Genomic DNA, 20,292 nt, shown 5'->3' with positions numbered 1-20,292 from the left:
CGTAACGTTATTGTAATTCATTTTCCGATCTAAGTGTTCAAGCACTTAAAATAAAAGTCAACACAGATGGCGTCGCACAGGCGATCGGCTTCTGCTTGCTGCGGATTTTGGGTTTGGGCTAATACCTGGAGTATAGAGAATGGATCGGAAAATTAAGCGCTAAGACAGATGAGAAGATGGCAAGGAATGCAATAAGTATAGTAAAAGTTACTTGACGATCGCCCATAGCGATCGCTCTGGATGACTTGCGTTATACCGCTGACTCTTTTACAACAACTTGCCATAATTTAGAGATACCAATGAGCAAATGGAAAGGCATCAAACAGAACATTTGGGAATGGCGTGCAGTATTAATTACAACCCCTAGCGTTACAGGTTTTGTGTTTTTTCTGCATTTTTTAGGATGGCTGCAACCGTTGGAGTGGACGGCTCTAAATCAATTTTTTCGTTGGCGTCCTTTGGAGCCTACCGACTCGCGCATTGTCATTGTTGGTATTAATGAACTCGATATCCAAAAAGTAGGACAGTGGCCCGCTCCCGATGCTGTCCTTGCTAAGTTGCTCCAGAAAATCAAGAAACAGCAGCCGAGCGCGATCGGCCTGGACTTATATCGAGATTTGGTAGTCAACCCCGGTCATCAAGAATTAGTAAAAATATTCGAGACGACGCCAAACTTGATAGGCATTGAAAAAAAACCGAATTTTATTGCTATTGATGGCAACAAAGTGGAGGATAAAACTTCTGCCGTCGCCCCACCGCCAGCACTCAAAGTAAGAGGTCAAGTGGCTGCTGCCGATCTGGTGTTAGATGAAGATGGCAAAATTCGGAGAGGCTTGCTGTTTTTCTACACTTCAGATGGTAAAAAAGTAGAAACTTTGGGGCTAAAACTGGCTTTAATTTACCTAAAACAAAAGAATATTACTCATGATTTTACAAAAGACAATTATATAAAAATAGGCGATACCGTATTTACTCGTTTTAAAAGCAATAACGGCGCTTATGTGCGAGCCGATGATGGTGGCTACCAAGTATTGTTGAACTTTCGCGGGCCAGCCAAAAGTTTTCGCACTGTCTCAATGACCGATGTTATTGAGGATAGAATACCGCCAGACTTGATGCGCGATCGCATCGTTTTGATTGGCGCAACCGCAGCTAGCCTCAAAGACGAATTTTACACTCCCTACACGGGTCTAGTCAAGAATCGTCTGCCCACTACTGGAGTAGAAATTCATGCCAATTTAACCAGCCAAATTTTAAGTTCGGTATTAGACAAGCGCCCCCTAATCAAAGTTTGGGATGCACCCCTGGCTTATTTGTGGACATTCGGCTGGTCGGCGCTTGGTGCTACCTTGAGTTGGAAATTACGACATAGGAAAACTCATACAAAATTATTCCCTTGGACAGCTGCCAGTATTTTACTTGCTGGCGGAATTTTAATCGGTGGTTCTTATCTTCTCTTCCTATTTGGTTGGTGGGTTCCCCTAGTTCCATCAGGAATGGCTCTAACATTTTCTGCAATTGCGATCGTCGCTTATTTAGCTGTAAGCGCAGCATATATTCGTCAGACATTTTCCCGCTATCTTACAGATGAAGTAGTAGCACGCATACTAGAAACTCCCGAAGGACTGAAATTGGGAGGGGAAAGGCGGAAGGTAACTATTTTGATGTCTGACTTGAGAGGATTTTCAGCTGTATCCGAACGATTTGCACCCGAAAAAGTTGTTTACTTTTTAAACATCTACTTGGAGGCAATGGTAGATGTAATTACCCATTTTGAAGGAACTATTGATGAGTTCATTGGCGATGCTATTTTGGTTATCTTTGGTGCGCCAACTCAAAGAGAAGATGACGCTCAAAGATCCGTTGCCTGTGCCATAGCTATGCAGTTAGCAATGGATAAAGTTAATCAACGCATAAAACGCTTGGGTATACCCAAACTAGAAATGGGCATCGGTATTAACACAGGCGAAGTGGTAGTCGGAAATATCGGTTCCCAAAAACGCGCCAAGTATGGTGTAGTAGGTAACCATGTCAATCTAACTGGGCGCATCGAATCTTATACGGTTGGAGGTCAAATTCTGATTTCCGAATTCACCTTAGAAGAAGCAGGTGACATCATCAAATTCAACGATCGAATGCAGGTAGAACCAAAGGGAATTCAAAAACCAATTACTCTTTATGATGTATGCGGGATATCTGGAAAATATAACCTATTTTTGCCTGAAAGTCAAGGCGAATTATTCAATATGAAGTCTCCGATATCAATACAATATACTGTTTTGGATGGCAAGCACGTTGTTGGAACTATCTTCGAGGCTAGAATAATTAAGCTATCAGCAAATAGCGCTGAAGTTGTATCGGAACATCCAGCGGATATTTTAAACAATATCAAAATTAACTTTTTAGATGAAACAAACAAAACAGGTGATATTTTTGGAGATGTTTATGCCAAGGTGGTAAAACGATCGGCAGATAGCAACACGAGTTTTTATATCCGCTTTACTGCTATTCCACCAGATGTAGCAGCACTGATATCCCAGCTGATCGATCGCAACAAGTAGTTTTACCTTTTGTTTGCGTTTTTAATCCACTTACTACCCGCACAATTTTATTGCCCTTGCTCTTCTTTTTTCTGTTCTTCGTCTTTTTTCATTCTCGTTCCTCCCCCAGTAGTGCTACCAGGAGCCCCTATCGATTCTTTATTATCTGGTTCTGACCCTCTGGTCGTTCGTGAGGGAGAAGGTGTTGCTTGTTTGGGTGTTTCTTGAGACGGTGGAGCGTTTTGCTCAGAAGTAGAGCAACCCGGAAGTAATAAACTGACAACAGCCAGTAAAATAACGACAGTGAGGTTTTTCATCGATTTTAGCTTGTCCTCTTCTTATCAAGCTCAATCATACACAGAAATAGATCGCTTAGAAAAAAATAACATAAATTTGTAACGCTACATCGCTTAATCTGAAGCAAACTTAAAAAATACTTTTTCAAGTTTGCTTCAGATTATTGCTACATGGGTAAGCTACGTATGGGCTGATTAATATCTGTCCTGTACTAAGCAGGCACAGCCATTCCTTTTTTTACTGCGGGACGTTGTTCCACTGTTTCCACCCAACGTTTGAGATTTGGGTGATTATCTAATGTTAATCCTTGAAACTCATAAATTGCTACCCAAGGATAAGTGGCGATATCGGCAATTGAGTAATCCCCGCAGATATATTCTTTGTCTGCAAGTTGGTTATCTAACACACTGTAAAGGCGCAAACTTTCTTTTTCGTAACGTTCGATCGCGTAAGGTATTTTTTCTGGTGCAAAGCGTTTGAAGTGGTTTAACTGACCGAACATTGGCCCCACCCCGCCCATTTGGAACATCAGCCACTGCAATACTTGATAGCGACCTTTTTGGTCAGCGGGTAGGAATTTGCCCGTTTTTTCAGCTAGATAAATGAGAATTGCACCCGACTCAAAAACGGTGATATCCGTTTCGCGATCGACAATAGCAGGAATCTTGCTATTGGGATTGATCGCTACGAACTCAGGCGTAAATTGATCGCCCTTGGTAATGTCAATTTTGTAGACATTGTACGCCAGACCGACTTCCTCTAACATGATGGAAGCTTTGCGCCCGTTGGGTGTAGTGAAAGTGTAAAGGTCAATCATAATTTAGATATTGGTTATAGGTCAATAATATCTTAACTATTACTATCTTTTTTCTTCCTCTGCTTCATTTGATTTAAACCCATTTCTCCCCGTAGCCGATCGAGTTCCAACTCGATCGGATCGAGCGTTTGGGGTGACAAAGATGATTTTTTTTGTTTGGACGTTTGACGGTTTACCATTTTCGCAGTGCGGCGTTCGCGCACCAAAAAATCGTAATGATATAGGTAAGCCGCAACCGCAATTAAAAAAGCCATCGCCATCAGCAAAAAATTTCTGCCAGCATTGGCAGAATAAGGGTTAATACTAACTGCTAGAAATACGACAAAAATACTGGTAGATAGCAGTTCCAAAATCAAAATAATCGAGCCGTTCAAACCCTCTCGCCAGCTCAACCAACCAGGAAACCAATTAGACTTTTGTTTGACAAGTTTGATAATGCAGTGATGTCCTAAGACAATTCCGAAGAAATGCAGCACCAGTGCTGCTAAAATAATAGGTACTAGGTCACTCGCCTCATCTGAGCGACGGATAGACGGAGCAGCACTCTGCATAATGGCCGAAAAGACGGCTATGTTGGCGCAAGCCCGCGCCCATGATATTGGATAAGGAAACCATACAGGCCATAGTGATTGACGTTGCATAGATCAAATACCGATCGCTATCACCAATTACCAACTAATAGGCAAAATTAGTTTATCTTAAAAAACAAACAAGATGAAACTACAAATATTCGCGATCGCGATTTTAGCAAGCACGATCGGTTATGGCTGTGCGATCGCTACTTCTCAAGTCAGACAGCCGCCTGTTACAGAAGCTGCTCTCAAAGTACCACAAGAAGGCGATCGTCGTTGGGATAATGCAGAAGAAGCAGCTTTTCAACTTCGCAGTTTAGCAATTCGTCAAAAACTAGCAGCCGAAGACTTAGACAAACTCGACGCTTGGTGGCGACGGGAAAAAATCGGCGACCCCCACAAATATCTGCTTCCAGTTATCCTATCGCGTCTCAGCTTGGGAGACAGCTACAATCGCCAGCACATTTGGGATATTCTAATGAAATTGGAAAGAGAACGACCCGACCTTTACCATTTTCGCAGCGTTTTCGATATTCGCATCTTCTTCCTATTTCGCGACAAAATGCCCGCCAATGTGGAAGCTTCCTATCGCAGTATGGTAGAGTCGCCTCGCGTGAAGGAGTGGCTAGAAACTGGGACGGAAAACCATATGTTTATGCAGCGCCTATCCGGACTTGCTTTAATGGATAATAGCGGCTGGACTGTTAACGATCCGGCGACTGCTAGCACCATTGAAGCATGGTTGCGATCGGAACTCAACAAATTTCTCACCATCGGACAAGGCGAATTTCATTCTTCTACCTACTACGGATATAGTATCGGCGGTTTGCTCAATCTTTACGATTTTGCTCGCACTCCCGAACTGCGACAATTAGCAAAAGCAGGTTTAGATTGGTATGCTGCTAACATGGCTTTACGCCTGAGTTGGGGAACTGCTGGCGGTGCGGAAAGTCGCGGATTCGATCGCAATACTTGGAATAGCGGTTTGACTGCGGTAGCTTGGATGTGGTGGGGCGGGGAAGAGCGGGAGAGCGGGGGAGCGGGAGAGCGGGGGAGGAATTACCAATTACCGATCGTTGTCGAAAAGATGAATAATGGTAATGCAAGATTGGCGCTATTGGCGGGGTTGAGTTCCTATCGTCCCGACCCCAGTTTGCGACAGTTGGCGAGAAAAGAAGTACCCCTACCATTTTTAGCAAAAGCTTCTCATCCGGATTATTACAGCTACCATCAAGACAATCGCTTTTGGGAAACTTTTTACGTTACTAAAGATTACAGTCTCGCTACTCTATTAGAACCAAAACGTTCTTATCAAGTGAAGGGAACCATCAACGCTCAATATGCCACTTACAAGTTAGCGATCCGCGACCCCAAAGGAGAAAACAACGCCGTAATTAGTTTGGGCGGAACTTATCACAATTTGATGGCAACCGGTCGCAGTCCGGGAGATCAATATGTGCAGGGACGCAGTGCGGTAATTTATCAGTTAATCCTCAATCAACAAGATTTAGCAGCTAATGTACCACCCCGTTCTCACTTAGTTATTCCCATTCGCTACGGTCAACCGCAAAGATACAGAGATTGGTATATTTGGCAGATTGAAGAAACTTGGTTGCTTGCTCGTCCTTGGGGTGATAAAATTAGTTTGCTTGCGCCTGTATCGGAAAGGAATAAGGCCGATCGAGCTTTAGTAGCAAGTGGAAATAAAACTGCTTGGATTACCGATGTGGCGAGAATTGCCGATTATCCAAATTTTAAACGTTTGACTGCTGCATTAGATCGGGTTGTCATAGACGATCGCGAATGGGAAAAACAAGGCAAACTCGCTTACACTGGTTTGGAGGGCGATCGGTTAGTGATGACCTACGCACCCAACGGCGGTATCGGTGTTGCCAGCATCAACGGTAAACCGCGAGTATTGCAAAATTGGCCTGTAATAGCAAGTCCCTATCTGCGGCAAGGTTTGAGAAGTGGCGTTTTGGAATATCGCAATCCTGTCGGAGATAGTTGGAGCTTGCGTGCTACTTTGAACAGCTTCCAGTGGGATTTTAAAAGGGAGAAGGCAGACTGGGAAGTAGAACAAATTTCTTCCCCATCTTCCCGATATACCAGATGTTGTACCTCACTCACTCGCAATCGGCTCTAAATTGTTGGTTCGTAGTGGTGCGATCGGATCGATTGAAGGTACAAAAGCTGTACATTAATTGGGTAATATGTAAAATCTCCCAACAGAAAGATATTTCTGACCAGGCTATGAAAAAATCTACTTTCCTTGGTTCTGCCTTGTTGCTTGCCTTCGCTTCCCTGCTGAGCGCCTGCAATCAAACTAACTCTGGCCCAAATGCCACAACCACAGCAAATCCTTCCGCAGGGGCTGTTTCGTCTAACAGCATTCCCATCGGAATTGCTTTAGCGCAAACCAGCAACGTCGCTTTACTCGGTCAAGAAGGCATCCAAGGTGCCAAAATCGCCGAGAAATATTTTAACGATAAAGGAGGCATCAACGGCACGCCGATTAGATTGGTAGTTCAGGATACTGGCGGCGAAGAAGCGGGAGCGATTAACGCCTTTCAAACCCTAATTACCCAGAATCAAGTCGTCGGCATTGTTGGCCCCACTCTTTCTCAGCAAGCATTTAGTGCCGGTCCGATCGCAGAGCGTGCTAAAGTGCCAGTAATCGGAGCATCCAACACAGCTAAAGGAGTTCCCGAAATAGGAGATTACGTGGCTCGCGTTTCTGCACCTGTTGCCATTGTTGCTCCCAATTCAATCAAAGCAGCTCTCAAAATTAATCCCAAGATCGAGAAAGTGGCTGTGTTTTATGCACAAAATGATGCGTTTAGCAAGTCGGAAACTGAGACTTTTCAGCAAACAGTTAAAGACCAAAAACTCGATTTAGTAACAGTACAAAAGTTTCAGACAACCGATACCGACTTTCAAACCCAAGCCACCAACGCTATTAACGCGAAACCAGATTTGATCGTCATTTCCGGTTTGGCAGCAGACGGCGGCAACCTAGTAAGGCAATTGCGAGAATTGGGTTATAAAGGTATCATCATTGGGGGAAATGGCTTCAACACTTCCAATATTTTTGCTGTATGTAAAGCTCTCTGCGATGGCGTTTTAGTCGCACAAGCTTACAGTCCCGAACACCCAAACGAGGTTAACAAAGTTTTCCGTACTACTTATGTGAATCAATATAAAAAAGAACCGCCGCAGTTTAGCGCCCAAGCTTTCACAGCAGTTCAAGTGTATGTAGAAGCCCTTAAAGCTCTAGACCAAAAAAGCAAAGTTACGGCAATGCCTTTGCCTCAATTGCGTACAGAACTTAACAAACAAATCCTAGCAGGAAAGTACGATACTCCCTTGGGTGAAATTGCTTTTACACCAGTAGGGGATGTCATCCAAAATGATTTTTACGTTGCCCAATTGAAGGTAGATAAAGATGGCAACAACGGCAAGTTTGCATTTCTGAAGTAGAAATAGCCAAGCCAAAGTAATTAGTTATTAATCATCGGTAATTGGCATGATTACCAATTACCAATTAGCAATTAGCAATTACTAAAACTATGGATTTTACTTTGTTACTGCAACAATTATTGAATGGTTTATCCATCGGCAGCGTTTACGCTATTTTTGCCTTGGGATACACCTTGATATTCTCGATTTTAGGAATTATTAATTTCGCTCACGGGGCGCTGTTTACCCTTGGCGCTTATTTCACTTATGCGCTGATGGGAGAGAGATTTGGATTTAATGGATTGCTTGCCAATGTTGCCTTGCCAGTGCAACTTCCTTTCTCGATCGCACTAATTTTAGGCAGTGTACTTGTCGGTTTGGTTGGGGTTGCGATCGAACGCATTGCCTTCCGTCCTTTGCGGCGCAGGCGTGCCGATCCCTTGCTGACAGTCGTTTCCAGTCTGGGAGTGGCATTGGTAATCGTCAATGCGATCCAATACTTGGTAGGTTCGGAAAGCTACAATTTTCCAGTTAATACTTACGGTAATTTACCAGTTGCAATTAACTTTGGCACGGCAGATAAACCGATTACCATTCGGACAGTTCAAATCGTGATTTTTGCAGTTTCTGTGGCGATTATGGGAATTCTCACTTACTGCATTAACTACACGAAATTCGGTAAAGCAATGAAAGCCGTAGCCGAAGACCCAATCACTGCTAACTTGCTAGGAATCCCTACGGATTTTTTCATTGTTATCACATTTTTTATTAGCAGTTTTTTAGGAGGAGTGGCTGGTACTTTGGTAGGTTCCAGCGTGAGTATTGCCGATCCGTACTTTGGAATTCGGTATGGGCTAAAAGGTTTAGCAGTTATCGTACTGGGTGGTTTGGGCAGTATTCCCGGTGCGGTGTTAGGCGGTTTGGTAATTGGGTTGGTTGAAGCATTTGTGCCGGCAGATTATTCTGCTTATAAAGATGCGTTTGCTTTTGGGATATTGTTTATTATGCTGTTGGTTAGACCGCAAGGTTTGCTGGGGAGGCGTTTTGTGCAAAAGGTGTAGTTAATAGACATCTCCAACAATTCTTGTGGGGTAGGCTCCTGCCTGTCGAGAGAGATTATTTTGGAGGAGATGTCTAATGGTAAGTGCTAAAAACCTTACATACATAGCTCAAAATATGCCTGTGACTAATGACTGATGTCTAATAAAAATCCCAAATTGCTTTATGGCTGAATTTTTAGCTAATTACGGATTTCTGATTGTTTCAATGGTGCTGGGGGCGCTATTGGGACTGTCGCTTTATTTGCCCTTAATGACTGGGCAATTGTCTTTGGCTAGTCCCGGCTTCTATGCTTTGGGTGGATATATTGCGGCGATTTTATCTACTCAAGTATTTAAAGTTAGCGGCGGTTTATTTCCCATTGGGTTGGTATTATTGGAAATGCTAATTGCTGGTGTTGTTTCCGGCATATTGGGCGTTGTGGTGGGAATTCCAGCGCTAAGGTTAAGGGGTATTTATTTGGCGATCGCAACTATTGCTTTTGTAGAAATACTCCGCATTTTATCTCTCAATTTAGATATCACTGGCGGTGCAGTTGGTATATTTGGTATTCCGCAACCTTTCCAAACTCCGCTGGAATATTTGTGGATTGCTTTACCTTTATTAATTGTCAGTATGGTGATTCTCTACCGCCTGGAACGCATCCGCGTGGGTAGGGCATTTACGGCTATCCGCGAAGATGAATTGGCTGCCGGTGCGATGGGAATTGACCCAACTTACTACAAGGTTTTGGCTTTCACTCTGGGTGCTATTTTGGCAGGAGTTGTCGGTGCGCTAAGCGCCCATTTTCTCAATACTTGGAATGCGCGTCAAGGCACTTTTGATGCCAGTATAGTTTACTTAACTTCGGTGTTAATCGGCGGAACTAGGACTTTTGTGGGGCCGGTGTTGGGTGGTATGGTATTTACAGCGCTACCGGAGGTGTTGAGAGCGATCGCAGATACTGCGGGTTTACCGCTGTGGCTAGCCCAATTTCTGCGCGACGGTCGCCTGATTATTTTCGGATTGTTGATAGTTTTGGGAACGATATTTTTCCCCCAAGGCTTGGTGACACCGGATTTGTTGAAAAGACAAAGACATAAATAGAAATTTGTGCAGATGAACGCCGAGAATCTTCCCGCCAGTTATCCTATCCTAGAAGCCAAGGGTTTAACTCGTACTTTTGGAGGTTTGGTTGCTGTTAACAATGTTTCTTTTACGGTGCAGAAAAATGAGATATTTGGGCTGATTGGCCCCAACGGTGCCGGCAAAACGACATTATTTAATACGATTACAGGGCTGATTGAGCCTTCCAGCGGGCAGCTATTTTATCAAGGAGAAGAAATTTCATATAGGCGATCGCATCGCATCGCTAAAGCCGGTATTGCCCGCACTTTCCAGAATATTCGCTTGTTTGGCGACCTCTCGGCGCTAGAAAATGTGACGATCGCTCAGCACGTCCACACTAAAAGCGGTTTAATAACTGGTGTGTTAGGTTTGCCACCAGCGCCTGCGGAAGAAATCAAAACTAAGCAGAAAGGTTTGGAATTGCTCGATTTGGTCGGTTTGCGCGATCGCGCCTATGCCAAAGCGAAAAATTTTGCATACGGCGATCAACGCCGCCTCGAAATTGCCCGCGCCCTTGCTTTAGAACCGCAAGTTTTACTGCTAGATGAACCCGCCGCTGGTATGAATCCCAGCGAGAAGCACCAGTTGAGCGAATTTATTCGGGAAATACGCGATCGGTTTAACTTAACTGTCATTTTAATCGAGCATCACGTACCCTTAGTTATGGGGTTGTGCGATCGCATTGCAGTTTTAAATTTCGGTCAGTTGATTGCTTTGGGCAATCCGACGGAAGTAAGAACTAATCCTGCTGTAATTGAAGCTTATTTGGGAGCAGAATGAAAGCACCCGCTACGACACTATTAGAAATTAGAGAACTTTACGTTAACTACGGCGGTATTCAAGCCCTACAAAATATCAATCTCACTGTTAATGCGGGTGAGGTAGTAACTTTGATCGGGGCTAATGGTGCTGGCAAAAGTACTACTTTACGAGCTATTTCTAGACTGCTCGATCCTCGCAGCGGTCAGATTATTTACCAAGGGCGGGATATTACTAAACGCGCCGCGCATGAGGTGGTGCGATTGGGTATCGCCCATTCCCCGGAAGGACGCCGAGTGTTATCTAGGCAAACTGTTCTGGATAATTTGGAATTGGGGGCGTATATTCGCTCTAATTCGGCAGAAATAAGTGCCGATCTCGATCGCCAATTTGAAATTTTTCCTCGTTTAGCAGAACGCCGCCATCAATTAGCGGGAACGCTTAGCGGTGGGGAACAGCAAATGTTGGCGATCGCTCGCGCTTTAATGAGTAAACCGAAAGTTTTGCTTTTGGACGAACCCAGTCTCGGTCTTGCACCTGCGATCGTGCGGGAGATTTTCGCTATTATTCAGGATTTACGCGCTACTGGGGTTACTATTCTTTTGGTCGAGCAAAATGCCAGACTTGCCTTAGAAACTGCCGATCGAGGTTACGTATTGGAAGCGGGTCGCATCACCCTGACGGGAGAAGCTTCCCATCTGCTCGATGACGATCGGGTTAAGAAAGCATATTTAGGATGATATCAAATCCGCTGCGATCGCTCCTATTATTATTGGAGGGAGTGGGAGAATGGGGGAGCGGGGGAGTGGGGGAGTGGGAGAGGGAAAGGGAAAAATTTTGACTTTTGACTCTTGACTTTTGGCTTTCCCGTTCTCCCACTCTACCAACTCAGCCTTAATGATGAATAATCAACAAAAATTAGTGCTAATAGGTGGCGGTCACAGTCATGCGATCGCACTCCGATTATTCGGCATCGAACCGCTGCCAAATGTTAGCATAACCCTGATATCCGAAGCGCCGGACACGCCTTATTCTGGAATGTTACCCGGTCACGTTGCGGGATTTTACACACACGCAGAATGTTTTATCAACTTGCGATCGCTAACTGAATTTGCCCAAGCCGAATTTATTTGCGATCGCGCCATTAATCTCGACCTAGAAAACAAGCAAGTTATTTGCGCTAACAGTCAACCAGTTTCCTTCGATTTATTATCAATTGATATCGGCAGTACTCCCGCCACAATATCCGTACCCGGTGCAAATGAATATGCAATTGCAGTTAAACCGATACCAAAGTTTTTGCAAGAATGGCATCGAGTTATTGAGTCAGTTACCAATCAACCCGAACAACCGATTTGTTTGGGAATTGTGGGTGGAGGTGCCGGTGGTGTCGAATTGTCCCTAACAATGCAATCTCACCTGCAAAAAATCTCCCAGAATACAGTAAAAATTCATTTATTCCATCGCGATGAAGAACTGATGCCAAATCATAACCGATGGGTGCGCCGACATATGCAACAATTACTCACCCGTCGCGGTATTCATCTGCATTTGGCAGAAAATGTTTGTGAGGTTCAACGAGAATTTGTCAAATGCGAATCAGGACTTATAGTTGAATTCGATTACCTTTTCTGGGTAACGCAAGCATCTGCACCGGATTGGCCGAAAATATCCGGATTAGCAACAAACGAAACTAACTTTATTTTGGTAAACGATAACTTGCAATCTGTCTCTCACTCCCAGGTTTTTGCTGCTGGAGATATTGCCACCCTGATTAATAATCCTTGTCCGAAAGCGGGAGTATTTGCAGTCAGACAGGGTAAGCCATTGTACGATAATTTGCGGCTGAAATTAGAGGGAAAATCATTAAAGCCATATCAGCCGCAAAAAAAATATCTAAGTTTGATTGGTACTGGGGATGGTTCTGCGGTTGCCTCTTGGGGGCAATTCGGATGGGAATCGCCGCTTTTGTGGTATTTAAAAGATTGGATCGATCGCCGCTTTATGAATCAATTCAACCGCCTCTCTTCTGACTTTTGACTTTTGACTTTTGACTTTTGACAGTTTGCTTAATCTGCCAAAACCTGTCCTTTAGTTTCGATCGTCCAAGGTATAGCGGCTAATCCCAACAACGGAAGAAAACCAACCCAAAACAAAGTTACCGATGCGCTAGAAAAAGAACTTTCCTGAGAAGCCAGATAGCCCACCAAAAATGGGCCTGCTGCCGCCACTACTCGGCCTGCATTGTAGCAAAAGCCAGAACCAGTTGCTCGCAGCCTGGTGGGGAATAGTTCCGGTAAATAATAGCTGAAACTGCCAAAAATGCCAAAAACACTCAGACCGATGAAAAAGAAGAGATAAAGTTGTACTTCCGGAGGTATTGAAAGCCCAAAGATAATTAAAATGGCAGCTGAAGAAAGAAAGAAGTAGAGAGAAAACATTATCTTGCGCCCTAATAATTTGGCAACAACAGCTGTCAAAAGCGTGCCGATCAAAGAGCCCAGAGTAAGACAATTGCTAGCGATCGTTTTCCATTGTTCGATCAGCACTTGCGTAGCCGTTGCATCCAAACTCCTTTCTAAAGCTACCGACTGAGCCAATCCAGCAGCAACAACTGGAATAAAAGAACCGCAAATCGAACCAGTTACGATCGCAGTAATTGCCAAAAGCAAGCCGCTAATCGTTGCAGGCAGATTTTCGGGGTTGAAAAGTTCGCGAATCCGGGGAGGAGCGATTTTTCCGGCATTTTTGAGCCAAACTTCCGGTTCTTTAACAAATAAACGCACGATCGCCGCCACCACAGCCGGAATCAAACCGCACATAAATATATAGCGCCAAGAAACTTCAGGGCTTTGCGGCAATAACATCCCAGCGATCGCGAAATTAACGCAAGTTGCCAAAAAGTGTCCTGCTGGCGCAGCGGTACACAATAAAGCAGCCGCTTCTACCCGCCGTTTTTCCGGCATTACTTCCGCCACCATTGTCACTCCAGCAGCCCATTCTCCGCCAATTCCCAAGCTAGCGAGAAATCGGCAAAGCATCAAAATCCAGATATTCGGGGCGAAAGCGCAGCTAGCCGTTCCTAAAGAATAGATAAGTATCGTCAGCAGCAGCGTTTTAGTGCGACCGATGCGATCGGCCAATTTTCCGAACATCACCCCACCAATTGCCCAACCTAACAGCAAAACCGAAGTCATCACTCCAGTCCAGTAAAACGTTGCTGCTTTGGCTTCCGGCGAACCAATAGTCAAATTTAACAAAGTTGGCACGCAATTGGGAGCAACGTAATTAAATAGGATGAAGTCAAACAAATCGAAACCCCAACCCAGCCACGCTGCAAACAGTACAGTCCATTGGTAACGACTCAAACCCAGCATTTTGATTTCAGCAGGTAATTGCTTTTGTGATTTTCTAGTTAATTTAACAAAGATCGTTGATGATATTCTTTACACTCGATCGCTCAGAGAGAAGGGAGAGATTTCACAGGTGAGTGGGGGAGCGGGGGGGTGAGAGAATTAATCTTTTCCCTTTTCCCTTTTCCCTTTTCCCTCTTCCCTCTCCCTCTTCCCTAACTCCCAGCCCCCTAATTTCCTCAGCTTTGATCGTCAGCCAAAGTAATCAGCGAATCATTGATAGTCAGATAAAGCAGCCTATCCATACTCGGTACTAAATAGATACCGAAATTCTTATCTTTATCCTGGGCTTGAGCAGCAATTCTAACGCCAATACAAACTTCGTCTCGATGTTGTGCCGCCAGTACGCAGTCAGCAAACGTTAGTCTACCGAGCTTTTGGACTGGGAAGTAAAGCGATGCTGGCTTGATATAAAGTTCGCTACCATCTGCGGAAAACAAATCCTGATAGATTGACATCACATCAGGTTCCTGGGATACCTGCGCTAAGATTTTAGAGACAAATTGATTGGTGAGAAGAAAGTCTTTCACACCTGCTTGGATTACCAGGTCAGTATTTTCTGAGTCAATAATTTCGGCAATCAAATTGGTAGTGACTTTGTTTCCAGTTTCAGCCATATATTCTTTAAAAATTTGTCGGATTTCCAACAATATGGCGAGCGTCTTCGCATCAATTTCCTCGATATTCTCGCCACTTCCAGCCAAAATGGATATGGTGTGATATTCATAGGGTTTTAACTGCTTCAGATCCTCTATAGAATCCAAATTTATTCGCAGCACTTCCATTTTGATGTGGGGGTAATTCTTCGCAAGAATCTCAAATTCTGTTTTAATATCGTTCGTTAAATCCTCTACTATGAGATTAACGTGCGAATGTTCGAGTACATATTCCGCATATTCTTTAAGAGCGATCGAAGTTTTGCTGTTCCAACCGATAATAAGATACTTTTCAGATTTTCGTTCTAGTGTTGTCCAGTAATTGGCATAGCCGAGATCTTGAGGCTGCACTACAGGTTCTGGATAAAACTGGATAGTTGAGTCATCTTCTGCCAGTATGATAACTTCATCATCTTCTGCTAACTTATAATCTTTGCTCGGTTTTAGTATCAAGTTGCCATCTGCGTGACGCACGCCAATTGGTATCCCATTCCGGAAATGAAATGGCAATTCTGTAAAGGTTATTTTCGGCCAAATTGAATCGTGACGATAGAAATAGAATTCGTTGCCTTCAAAACCTACTAAGTTTAAATATACTGTTGCCAGTCCTACACTCCGGGAAGTTTGCACTAATATCCGAGCTAAAATATCTGCTTCATTAAGAGTAGTGACTGATTTTGTAGCGATGTTTTCAGCTAGGCGTCGATATTTTTCCGAGTGTAATTCCACGACAATTTGTGGCAAGTTTTCTTCTCCATTAGCAGCCACAACTGCCAGGATAGCCTTAACCACCCGCGCATCTGATAAAATTTTAAATTGCTCTGTATCTGATGGTTTAGCATCGTTTAATATCACAACCGATTTAGCTACTTCTACTCCTACTTTTTTAAGATTATTTAAACTGGTGATTGCACCATTACGAGTAACTACTCGCGTTGTTTTTAGTTCTGTGATGTTATTGCGAATAAAATCATCCATATTCTCCTTATCTTTCTCGGACAGAATCACAACTGCTGCGTCTGGTTCTGATTCGTTACCCACCACTAATTCTTTAATAATATCTGCGATGCGATCGCTGAATCCCAAAATCAAGGTATGATTTTCTTCAACTACGATGCTTTTGCCCTTACGCAGCAACTGGAGTCTGTATTCAAATTGTTGAGTAATGAAAGCCACCAAGCTGGAAAATAACACTAAACCTATGAGAATGGTAATGACTCCCACAAACTTAGCAGCAAGATTGGCATCGTCTCCAGCATCTCTTAGACCGATCAGTTGAACAAAAACTTCCCAGGATAAATCCGGAGAATATTCTGCATCTTTATTGGGAAAAAATTGATCGGCAGCGTAACGCGCTGCTGTCATTAGAGCAAAAGCGGCAAAAAATACTGACAATAAGGCCAGAAAGACTGAGAATCCTCCTTTCGACATAAAGTTGTCGAAATTATACTGTAAGCGCTTTTGCCAAGAGACTTTATTGCGAGAATGTTTACTGCTGTTTTCTAGCAAAATTACTGCTAACCTCCAAATCAGAATTCGGCCTAATCAAATATTACAATAATTTTTGTAACGTTAGCTCGCTGGCTGACTGCTGGGGCAGGCATAAATCCCAGAATAACCCCTTTGCAGACTTGCTCGTTACACCACAAGGTTAAGCGGGCAGAATGTCAATAGGAATTGCTGCCTATAGCAAAATTTGCAAAGAACCTGTAGTCCGGAGACAATTTCGCCGGCTGCAAAAGGGGTGATGCTGAAAGGCGCGTTTGTCATTTCGCGGATGCGCTTGCAAACGCTGTTTGCGCCTCCGTAGATTGTTTCCAGGGATTTAGGCCCACTCGTGGCCATTCGCCATCTTATGGTTGGTAGGGCGTTGGTTGCACCGGTAGTCGCGGTCGTCTTGCTACAAGCCGCGATCGCTGCTTTGCCAAAAAACTTTCGCCGTTTCATCTTTGGGAACACAAAATATAGCTAGGGGTTAGGGCGTCGGGGCTAGGGGCTAGGGCTTAGGGGCTAGAGCCTAGCTTGGAGAGAGAGTGTCAATTGCATCTACTGAGGTGATTTGCTTGCCTCAGAAAAATGGTATCTAAAATCACCAATACTTTATCAGCATACCGTAATTTTTCCTGCAATTTTACCCCAGTTATCTTTGTTGTATCTACTTGACTAAACTGTGAATTTGTGTTTGCCTTTAGCAAGTAGGTGGGCGTAAATAAACTGAACTCCCAGAAACCGGGTTTCTCGAACAATACCTTCGTGAAAATTAAAAATGCCTTGATTGGTAGATTGGGCTTCGCTTCACTCAACCCAACCTACTCAGAAACGGCGAAGGTATTGTAATTATAGAAAGATTTTCGTCTATAAGTCCTTGCTTATGTTAAGTTTACTTGAAAATATCGTTTCGTATCCTTTTCATACCTTTAAGAGTAACTTGGAATGGAACCGACCATAAATTGTCCAACCCCCAGACCTCTTGTAAATATTTGGGAAAACCCATAATCTTAAATTTCAACCCACTACTTTGAACTGACTTCAAATATTGAGAATATCTGATGATGAAAGTTTTGATGACAGGCAGCGGTTCCCCGGCGCTTACTCGCTCCTCCATAAGTTCAAAAGCTGAAGGTTTCAAATCTCGAACTTTTTTGATAATTTCGCCGGGAATAGGTGCTAATAGTAACTCAGACAATATCGCTACCATCTTTTGTAAAGGCAAAATAAATCGATACTTTTCCGCATCAGCCACTATAACATCCCAATCGATTGAATCGGCAAATGAGTTAATAATTGTCATTCCATCAGCTACCAAACGAATTGGTGGAACTAAATGCCATATCGTTCCCTGCTGGCAAAGCTGCAATAACTGATAAGTTGGGTTAAAGACATAAGTTGATAAATCTTTTATTTGGGTGGCGATCGCCCCCGATCCGAAATCAGTATTTTCTTGCCAAGGATACCAGTATATATGTCTGTAAAGATTCAATATTTTGCCAGAATCATCTACAAAGGTAATCACAGACAACTTAGATAAAATTTTATCTGGCACTTTTTCTTTTAACTTCCAGCCCAACTTATTCAATAAAGCGATCGCGGCATCTCCATCTGCCCAGCGCACAAAAATATCAAAAATATCTATGGGATGAAGCCCATCATCTTGGTAATAATGTAAAAGCAACGCAACATCTTTAAGAATTAGTGTCTCGATCGCAGCATCTTGAAAATAACGTAGAAGTTCGGTAATTTTAGAAACTAAGAGTTGATTTTCATACCATCTACGACGGTAGACACCCTTCAATCTTACCATCTCAGAATCTTCTACACCATGAACAGATAAATTGCGATACAGTAATGGTAGCAACCGATAAGATTCTGGATCGATATCCTCAATATCCACAGTTGTCTTCCATTGCTGCCAAGCATCAGTCGCATCTTTTCCTTGCTGGAGGGCAGCCAGCAAAAGCAATTCCTGCTCGGAAGTGACCCACTCAAATTTTCGATCGTTTCTATAATTCATAAGGCTTGTAAATCATTCAAAAGGTAAAAACTCAGGAAATGAAAGCTAAAAAACCGAGTCCAGAAATCGATCTTCTGCTCTGTTGTGCTAGAACTAGCATAGATAGTGCAATAGCGGAACGAATCAAAACAATACTTAATGGAAATATTGACTGGAAATATTTAATAGAAATAGCATCCCGACACGCCACCAAGCCACTTTTGTACCACAATCTTTCCAGCATTTGTCCGGAAGCAGTGCCACAGCCAATTTTCGATCGGCTTCGCAACGATTACCGCGCCAATGCGCTCCGAAATATGTCCCTGACGAAAGAATTGCTAAAACTTCTAAATTTATTTGAAAAGCATCAAATTCCCGCCATCACCTACAAAGGAGCAGCCCTGACTGCTGCCATTTATGGCAACCTATCGCTCAGGCAGTTCGGAGATTTAGATATTTTAGTTCAGCCGCAGGACTTTTCCAGAGCCAAAGAACTACTGATTTCTCAAGGATACCACCCAGATTTAACATTTGAGTGGGAAGAAAGTTGGATAAATAATAAAAATAAAGTTAATGTAGACCTCCATCAAAGAATCGCCCCGCAATACTTTCCTCTTTTACTCGATTTCGAGGAATTGTGGCAACGTCTAGAGCTTATATCTATTATCGGTACAACGGTAAATACTATTTCCACGGAAGATTTATTGATTATTCTTGCCTTGCAAATAGCAAAAGATTCTTGGGAACAAGAGCAAAAGCTTTCTCAAATCTGCGATATCGCTGAATTGATTCGCTCTCATCAACAGTTGGATTGGGGACGAATTATCAAGCAAGCTAAAACTTTAGGTAGCGAACGAATGCTGTTGGTGAGTTTGCTCTTAGCCAAGCAACTTTTAGATGCTAAAATTCCCAGCGAAATAGAACGAAGATTGCAAGGCGATCGGTTGATTAAAATACTTTCATCCAAACTGCAACAATGGCTTTTTTATAGTTCCGATAGCACGCTCGAAAAAGTGCAAAAATTATTCTTTTTTCCTTTTGGAGTCAGGGAACGTTTGCAGGATAAAATTGATTACGGTCGTCGGTTGTCATACCTATCTTATCTGGGAATAAAAAATCGGTTGCAGCGAATAGGAGCGTCAACTATTAAGCAAAGCTGATGCCGGGAATGTTTACTCTAATTTTGTAGACCGAAGTTTGAGCCGTGATATAAAGACTTTGCCAATCTCGATCTCCCCAAGCACAATTTGCTGGTTGTTCGGGAGTAACTATTGTTCCTAGATGATTGCCTTCGCGATCGAACACCCACACGCCTCCCGCTCCGGTACAATAAATATGTCCCTGCACGTCTACTTTCATCCCATCAGGTAAACCTGCTTGCTTAATATTCATATCGTAAAAAATGCGATCGTTAGCCAGCGTTCCATCCGCTTGTACGTCGAAAACTCGGATATGTCGGCGTTCTGAATCATCGATATAAAGCTTTTTTTCATCAGGTGAAAATGCCAAACCATTGGGTTTATTAAAATCATCGGCTACGACAATAATTTCGTTGCCATCAGAAGTAAGGCGGTAAACTCCTTGAATTGGTTGTTCTTGCTGTTCGGGTTTGATGCCATAAGGAGGGTCGGTAAAATAAATCGCGCCGTCACTTTTGACGACAACATCATTAGGACTATTCAATTTTTTGCCTTGGAATTTATCGACTAATACGGTAATTGAACCATCTTTTTCGGTGCGGGTAACTCGGCGCGTACCGTGTTCGCAAGCAATTAATCTGCCTTGTTTGTCTCTAGTCAAACCGTTGGAATTATTACTAGGTTCTCTAAAGATGGTTAACTTACCATCAGGAGTCAGTTGGAAAATTTTGTTAGCAGGAATATCGCTAAATAGGAGATAATTTTCTTCGGCAAACCAAATTGGGCCTTCAGTAAACTGAAATCCGGTAGCTACGCGATCGATCTTTACTTTGTTAGGAAAAAGACTTGGAAAGTTATTAGATTTTGATTCCAGACGACTGATACCTAATTTACCTGGTTGATTGGTGGCTAATTGGCTTTCGATCTGTCTCTTTATCCATCTGGCAATACGTAACATTTGGCTTTCTTCCCTTAATTTTATCC

17 protein-coding genes are annotated in these 20,292 nt (G+C 43.2%); 9 read left to right on the top strand and 8 right to left on the bottom strand.

Annotated features, from left to right (window positions below):
- Positions 1-299: 299 nt before the first annotated feature.
- On the top strand, positions 300-2,561 hold the full coding sequence (locus H6G03_RS18620; RefSeq protein ID WP_190466461.1) for a CHASE2 domain-containing protein: 2,262 nt from the start codon (positions 300-302) through the stop codon (positions 2,559-2,561).
- Between the two features lie 47 nt (positions 2,562-2,608).
- On the opposite strand, the gene H6G03_RS18615 is transcribed toward H6G03_RS18620, so the two are convergent.
- The 3 genes from H6G03_RS18615 to H6G03_RS18605 form a co-directional block, all read right to left on the bottom strand.
- Positions 2,609-2,857: a hypothetical protein gene (locus H6G03_RS18615; RefSeq protein ID WP_190466458.1), complete on the bottom strand. Its 249-nt coding sequence runs from the start codon at positions 2,855-2,857 to the stop codon at positions 2,609-2,611.
- Positions 2,858-3,048: 191 nt separating this feature from the next.
- Positions 3,049-3,654 (bottom strand): glutathione binding-like protein, encoded by a 606-nt coding sequence (locus H6G03_RS18610; protein WP_190466455.1) that lies wholly within the window; start codon positions 3,652-3,654, stop codon positions 3,049-3,051.
- Positions 3,655-3,686: 32 nt separating this feature from the next.
- The gene (locus tag H6G03_RS18605; protein ID WP_190466452.1) at positions 3,687-4,295 is read right to left on the bottom strand and encodes a hypothetical protein; all 609 of its coding nucleotides are present in this window, start codon (positions 4,293-4,295) and stop codon (positions 3,687-3,689) included.
- 73 nt (positions 4,296-4,368) lie between these two features.
- On the opposite strand from H6G03_RS18605, the gene H6G03_RS18600 reads away from it, so the two are divergent.
- The 7 genes from H6G03_RS18600 to H6G03_RS18570 all read left to right on the top strand — a co-directional run bounded on the left by H6G03_RS18600 (position 4,369) and on the right by H6G03_RS18570 (position 12,650).
- Positions 4,369-6,372, top strand: a complete 2,004-nt coding sequence (locus H6G03_RS18600; protein WP_190466450.1) for a hypothetical protein — start codon at positions 4,369-4,371, stop codon at positions 6,370-6,372.
- Between the two features lie 107 nt (positions 6,373-6,479).
- Positions 6,480-7,706 carry an ABC transporter substrate-binding protein gene (locus H6G03_RS18595; protein WP_190466447.1) on the top strand — a complete coding sequence of 409 codons (1,227 nt, stop codon included), beginning with the start codon at positions 6,480-6,482 and terminating at the stop codon, positions 7,704-7,706.
- An 89-nt stretch (positions 7,707-7,795) separates the two neighbouring features.
- Positions 7,796-8,746 (top strand): branched-chain amino acid ABC transporter permease, encoded by a 951-nt coding sequence (locus tag H6G03_RS18590; RefSeq protein ID WP_190466444.1) that lies wholly within the window; start codon positions 7,796-7,798, stop codon positions 8,744-8,746.
- Positions 8,747-8,909: 163 nt separating this feature from the next.
- A complete protein-coding gene (locus H6G03_RS18585; RefSeq protein WP_190466442.1) occupies positions 8,910-9,830 on the top strand; it encodes a branched-chain amino acid ABC transporter permease in 921 nt (306 codons plus the stop codon).
- Between the two features lie 12 nt (positions 9,831-9,842).
- Complete coding sequence (locus tag H6G03_RS18580; RefSeq protein WP_190466439.1) at positions 9,843-10,631, top strand: ABC transporter ATP-binding protein; 789 nt, start codon at positions 9,843-9,845, stop codon at positions 10,629-10,631.
- Positions 10,628-11,350: an ABC transporter ATP-binding protein gene (locus H6G03_RS18575; protein ID WP_190466436.1), complete on the top strand. Its 723-nt coding sequence runs from the start codon at positions 10,628-10,630 to the stop codon at positions 11,348-11,350. The genes H6G03_RS18580 and H6G03_RS18575 overlap by 4 nt, the downstream gene beginning before the upstream one ends.
- A 157-nt stretch (positions 11,351-11,507) precedes the next feature.
- Positions 11,508-12,650: an FAD-dependent oxidoreductase gene (locus H6G03_RS18570; protein WP_190466432.1), complete on the top strand. Its 1,143-nt coding sequence runs from the start codon at positions 11,508-11,510 to the stop codon at positions 12,648-12,650.
- A 29-nt stretch (positions 12,651-12,679) separates the two neighbouring features.
- On the opposite strand, the gene H6G03_RS18565 is transcribed toward H6G03_RS18570, so the two are convergent.
- From H6G03_RS18565 to H6G03_RS18550, 4 genes are all read right to left on the bottom strand, one after another.
- Positions 12,680-13,987, bottom strand: coding sequence for an MFS transporter (locus H6G03_RS18565; protein WP_190466429.1), 1,308 nt, complete (start codon positions 13,985-13,987; stop codon positions 12,680-12,682).
- 215 nt (positions 13,988-14,202) lie between these two features.
- A complete protein-coding gene (locus tag H6G03_RS18560) occupies positions 14,203-16,110 on the bottom strand; it encodes a CASTOR/POLLUX-related putative ion channel (protein ID WP_190466426.1) in 1,908 nt (635 codons plus the stop codon).
- Positions 16,111-16,317: 207 nt separating this feature from the next.
- Positions 16,318-16,626, bottom strand: a complete 309-nt coding sequence (locus H6G03_RS18555; protein WP_190466423.1) for a hypothetical protein — start codon at positions 16,624-16,626, stop codon at positions 16,318-16,320.
- A 433-nt stretch (positions 16,627-17,059) separates the two neighbouring features.
- Positions 17,060-18,190 carry a nucleotidyltransferase family protein gene (locus H6G03_RS18550; protein WP_190466420.1) on the bottom strand — a complete coding sequence of 377 codons (1,131 nt, stop codon included), beginning with the start codon at positions 18,188-18,190 and terminating at the stop codon, positions 17,060-17,062.
- A 38-nt stretch (positions 18,191-18,228) separates the two neighbouring features.
- On the opposite strand from H6G03_RS18550, the gene H6G03_RS18545 reads away from it, so the two are divergent.
- On the top strand, positions 18,229-19,329 hold the full coding sequence (locus tag H6G03_RS18545; RefSeq protein ID WP_190466417.1) for a nucleotidyltransferase domain-containing protein: 1,101 nt from the start codon (positions 18,229-18,231) through the stop codon (positions 19,327-19,329).
- Here H6G03_RS18545 and H6G03_RS18540 read toward each other — a convergent pair.
- The gene (locus H6G03_RS18540) at positions 19,316-20,266 is read right to left on the bottom strand and encodes an SMP-30/gluconolactonase/LRE family protein (protein WP_190466414.1); all 951 of its coding nucleotides are present in this window, start codon (positions 20,264-20,266) and stop codon (positions 19,316-19,318) included. The two genes, H6G03_RS18545 and H6G03_RS18540, sit on opposite strands and share 14 nt — an antisense overlap.
- Between the last annotated feature and the right edge of the window lie 26 nt (positions 20,267-20,292).

The organism is Aerosakkonema funiforme FACHB-1375 (assembly GCF_014696265.1).
Taxonomy (GTDB): Bacteria; Cyanobacteriota; Cyanobacteriia; order Cyanobacteriales; family Aerosakkonemataceae; genus Aerosakkonema; species Aerosakkonema funiforme_A.
The sequence above is the reverse complement of the archived record's forward strand: the minus strand, read 5'-3'. Positions and strand labels throughout refer to the sequence as shown.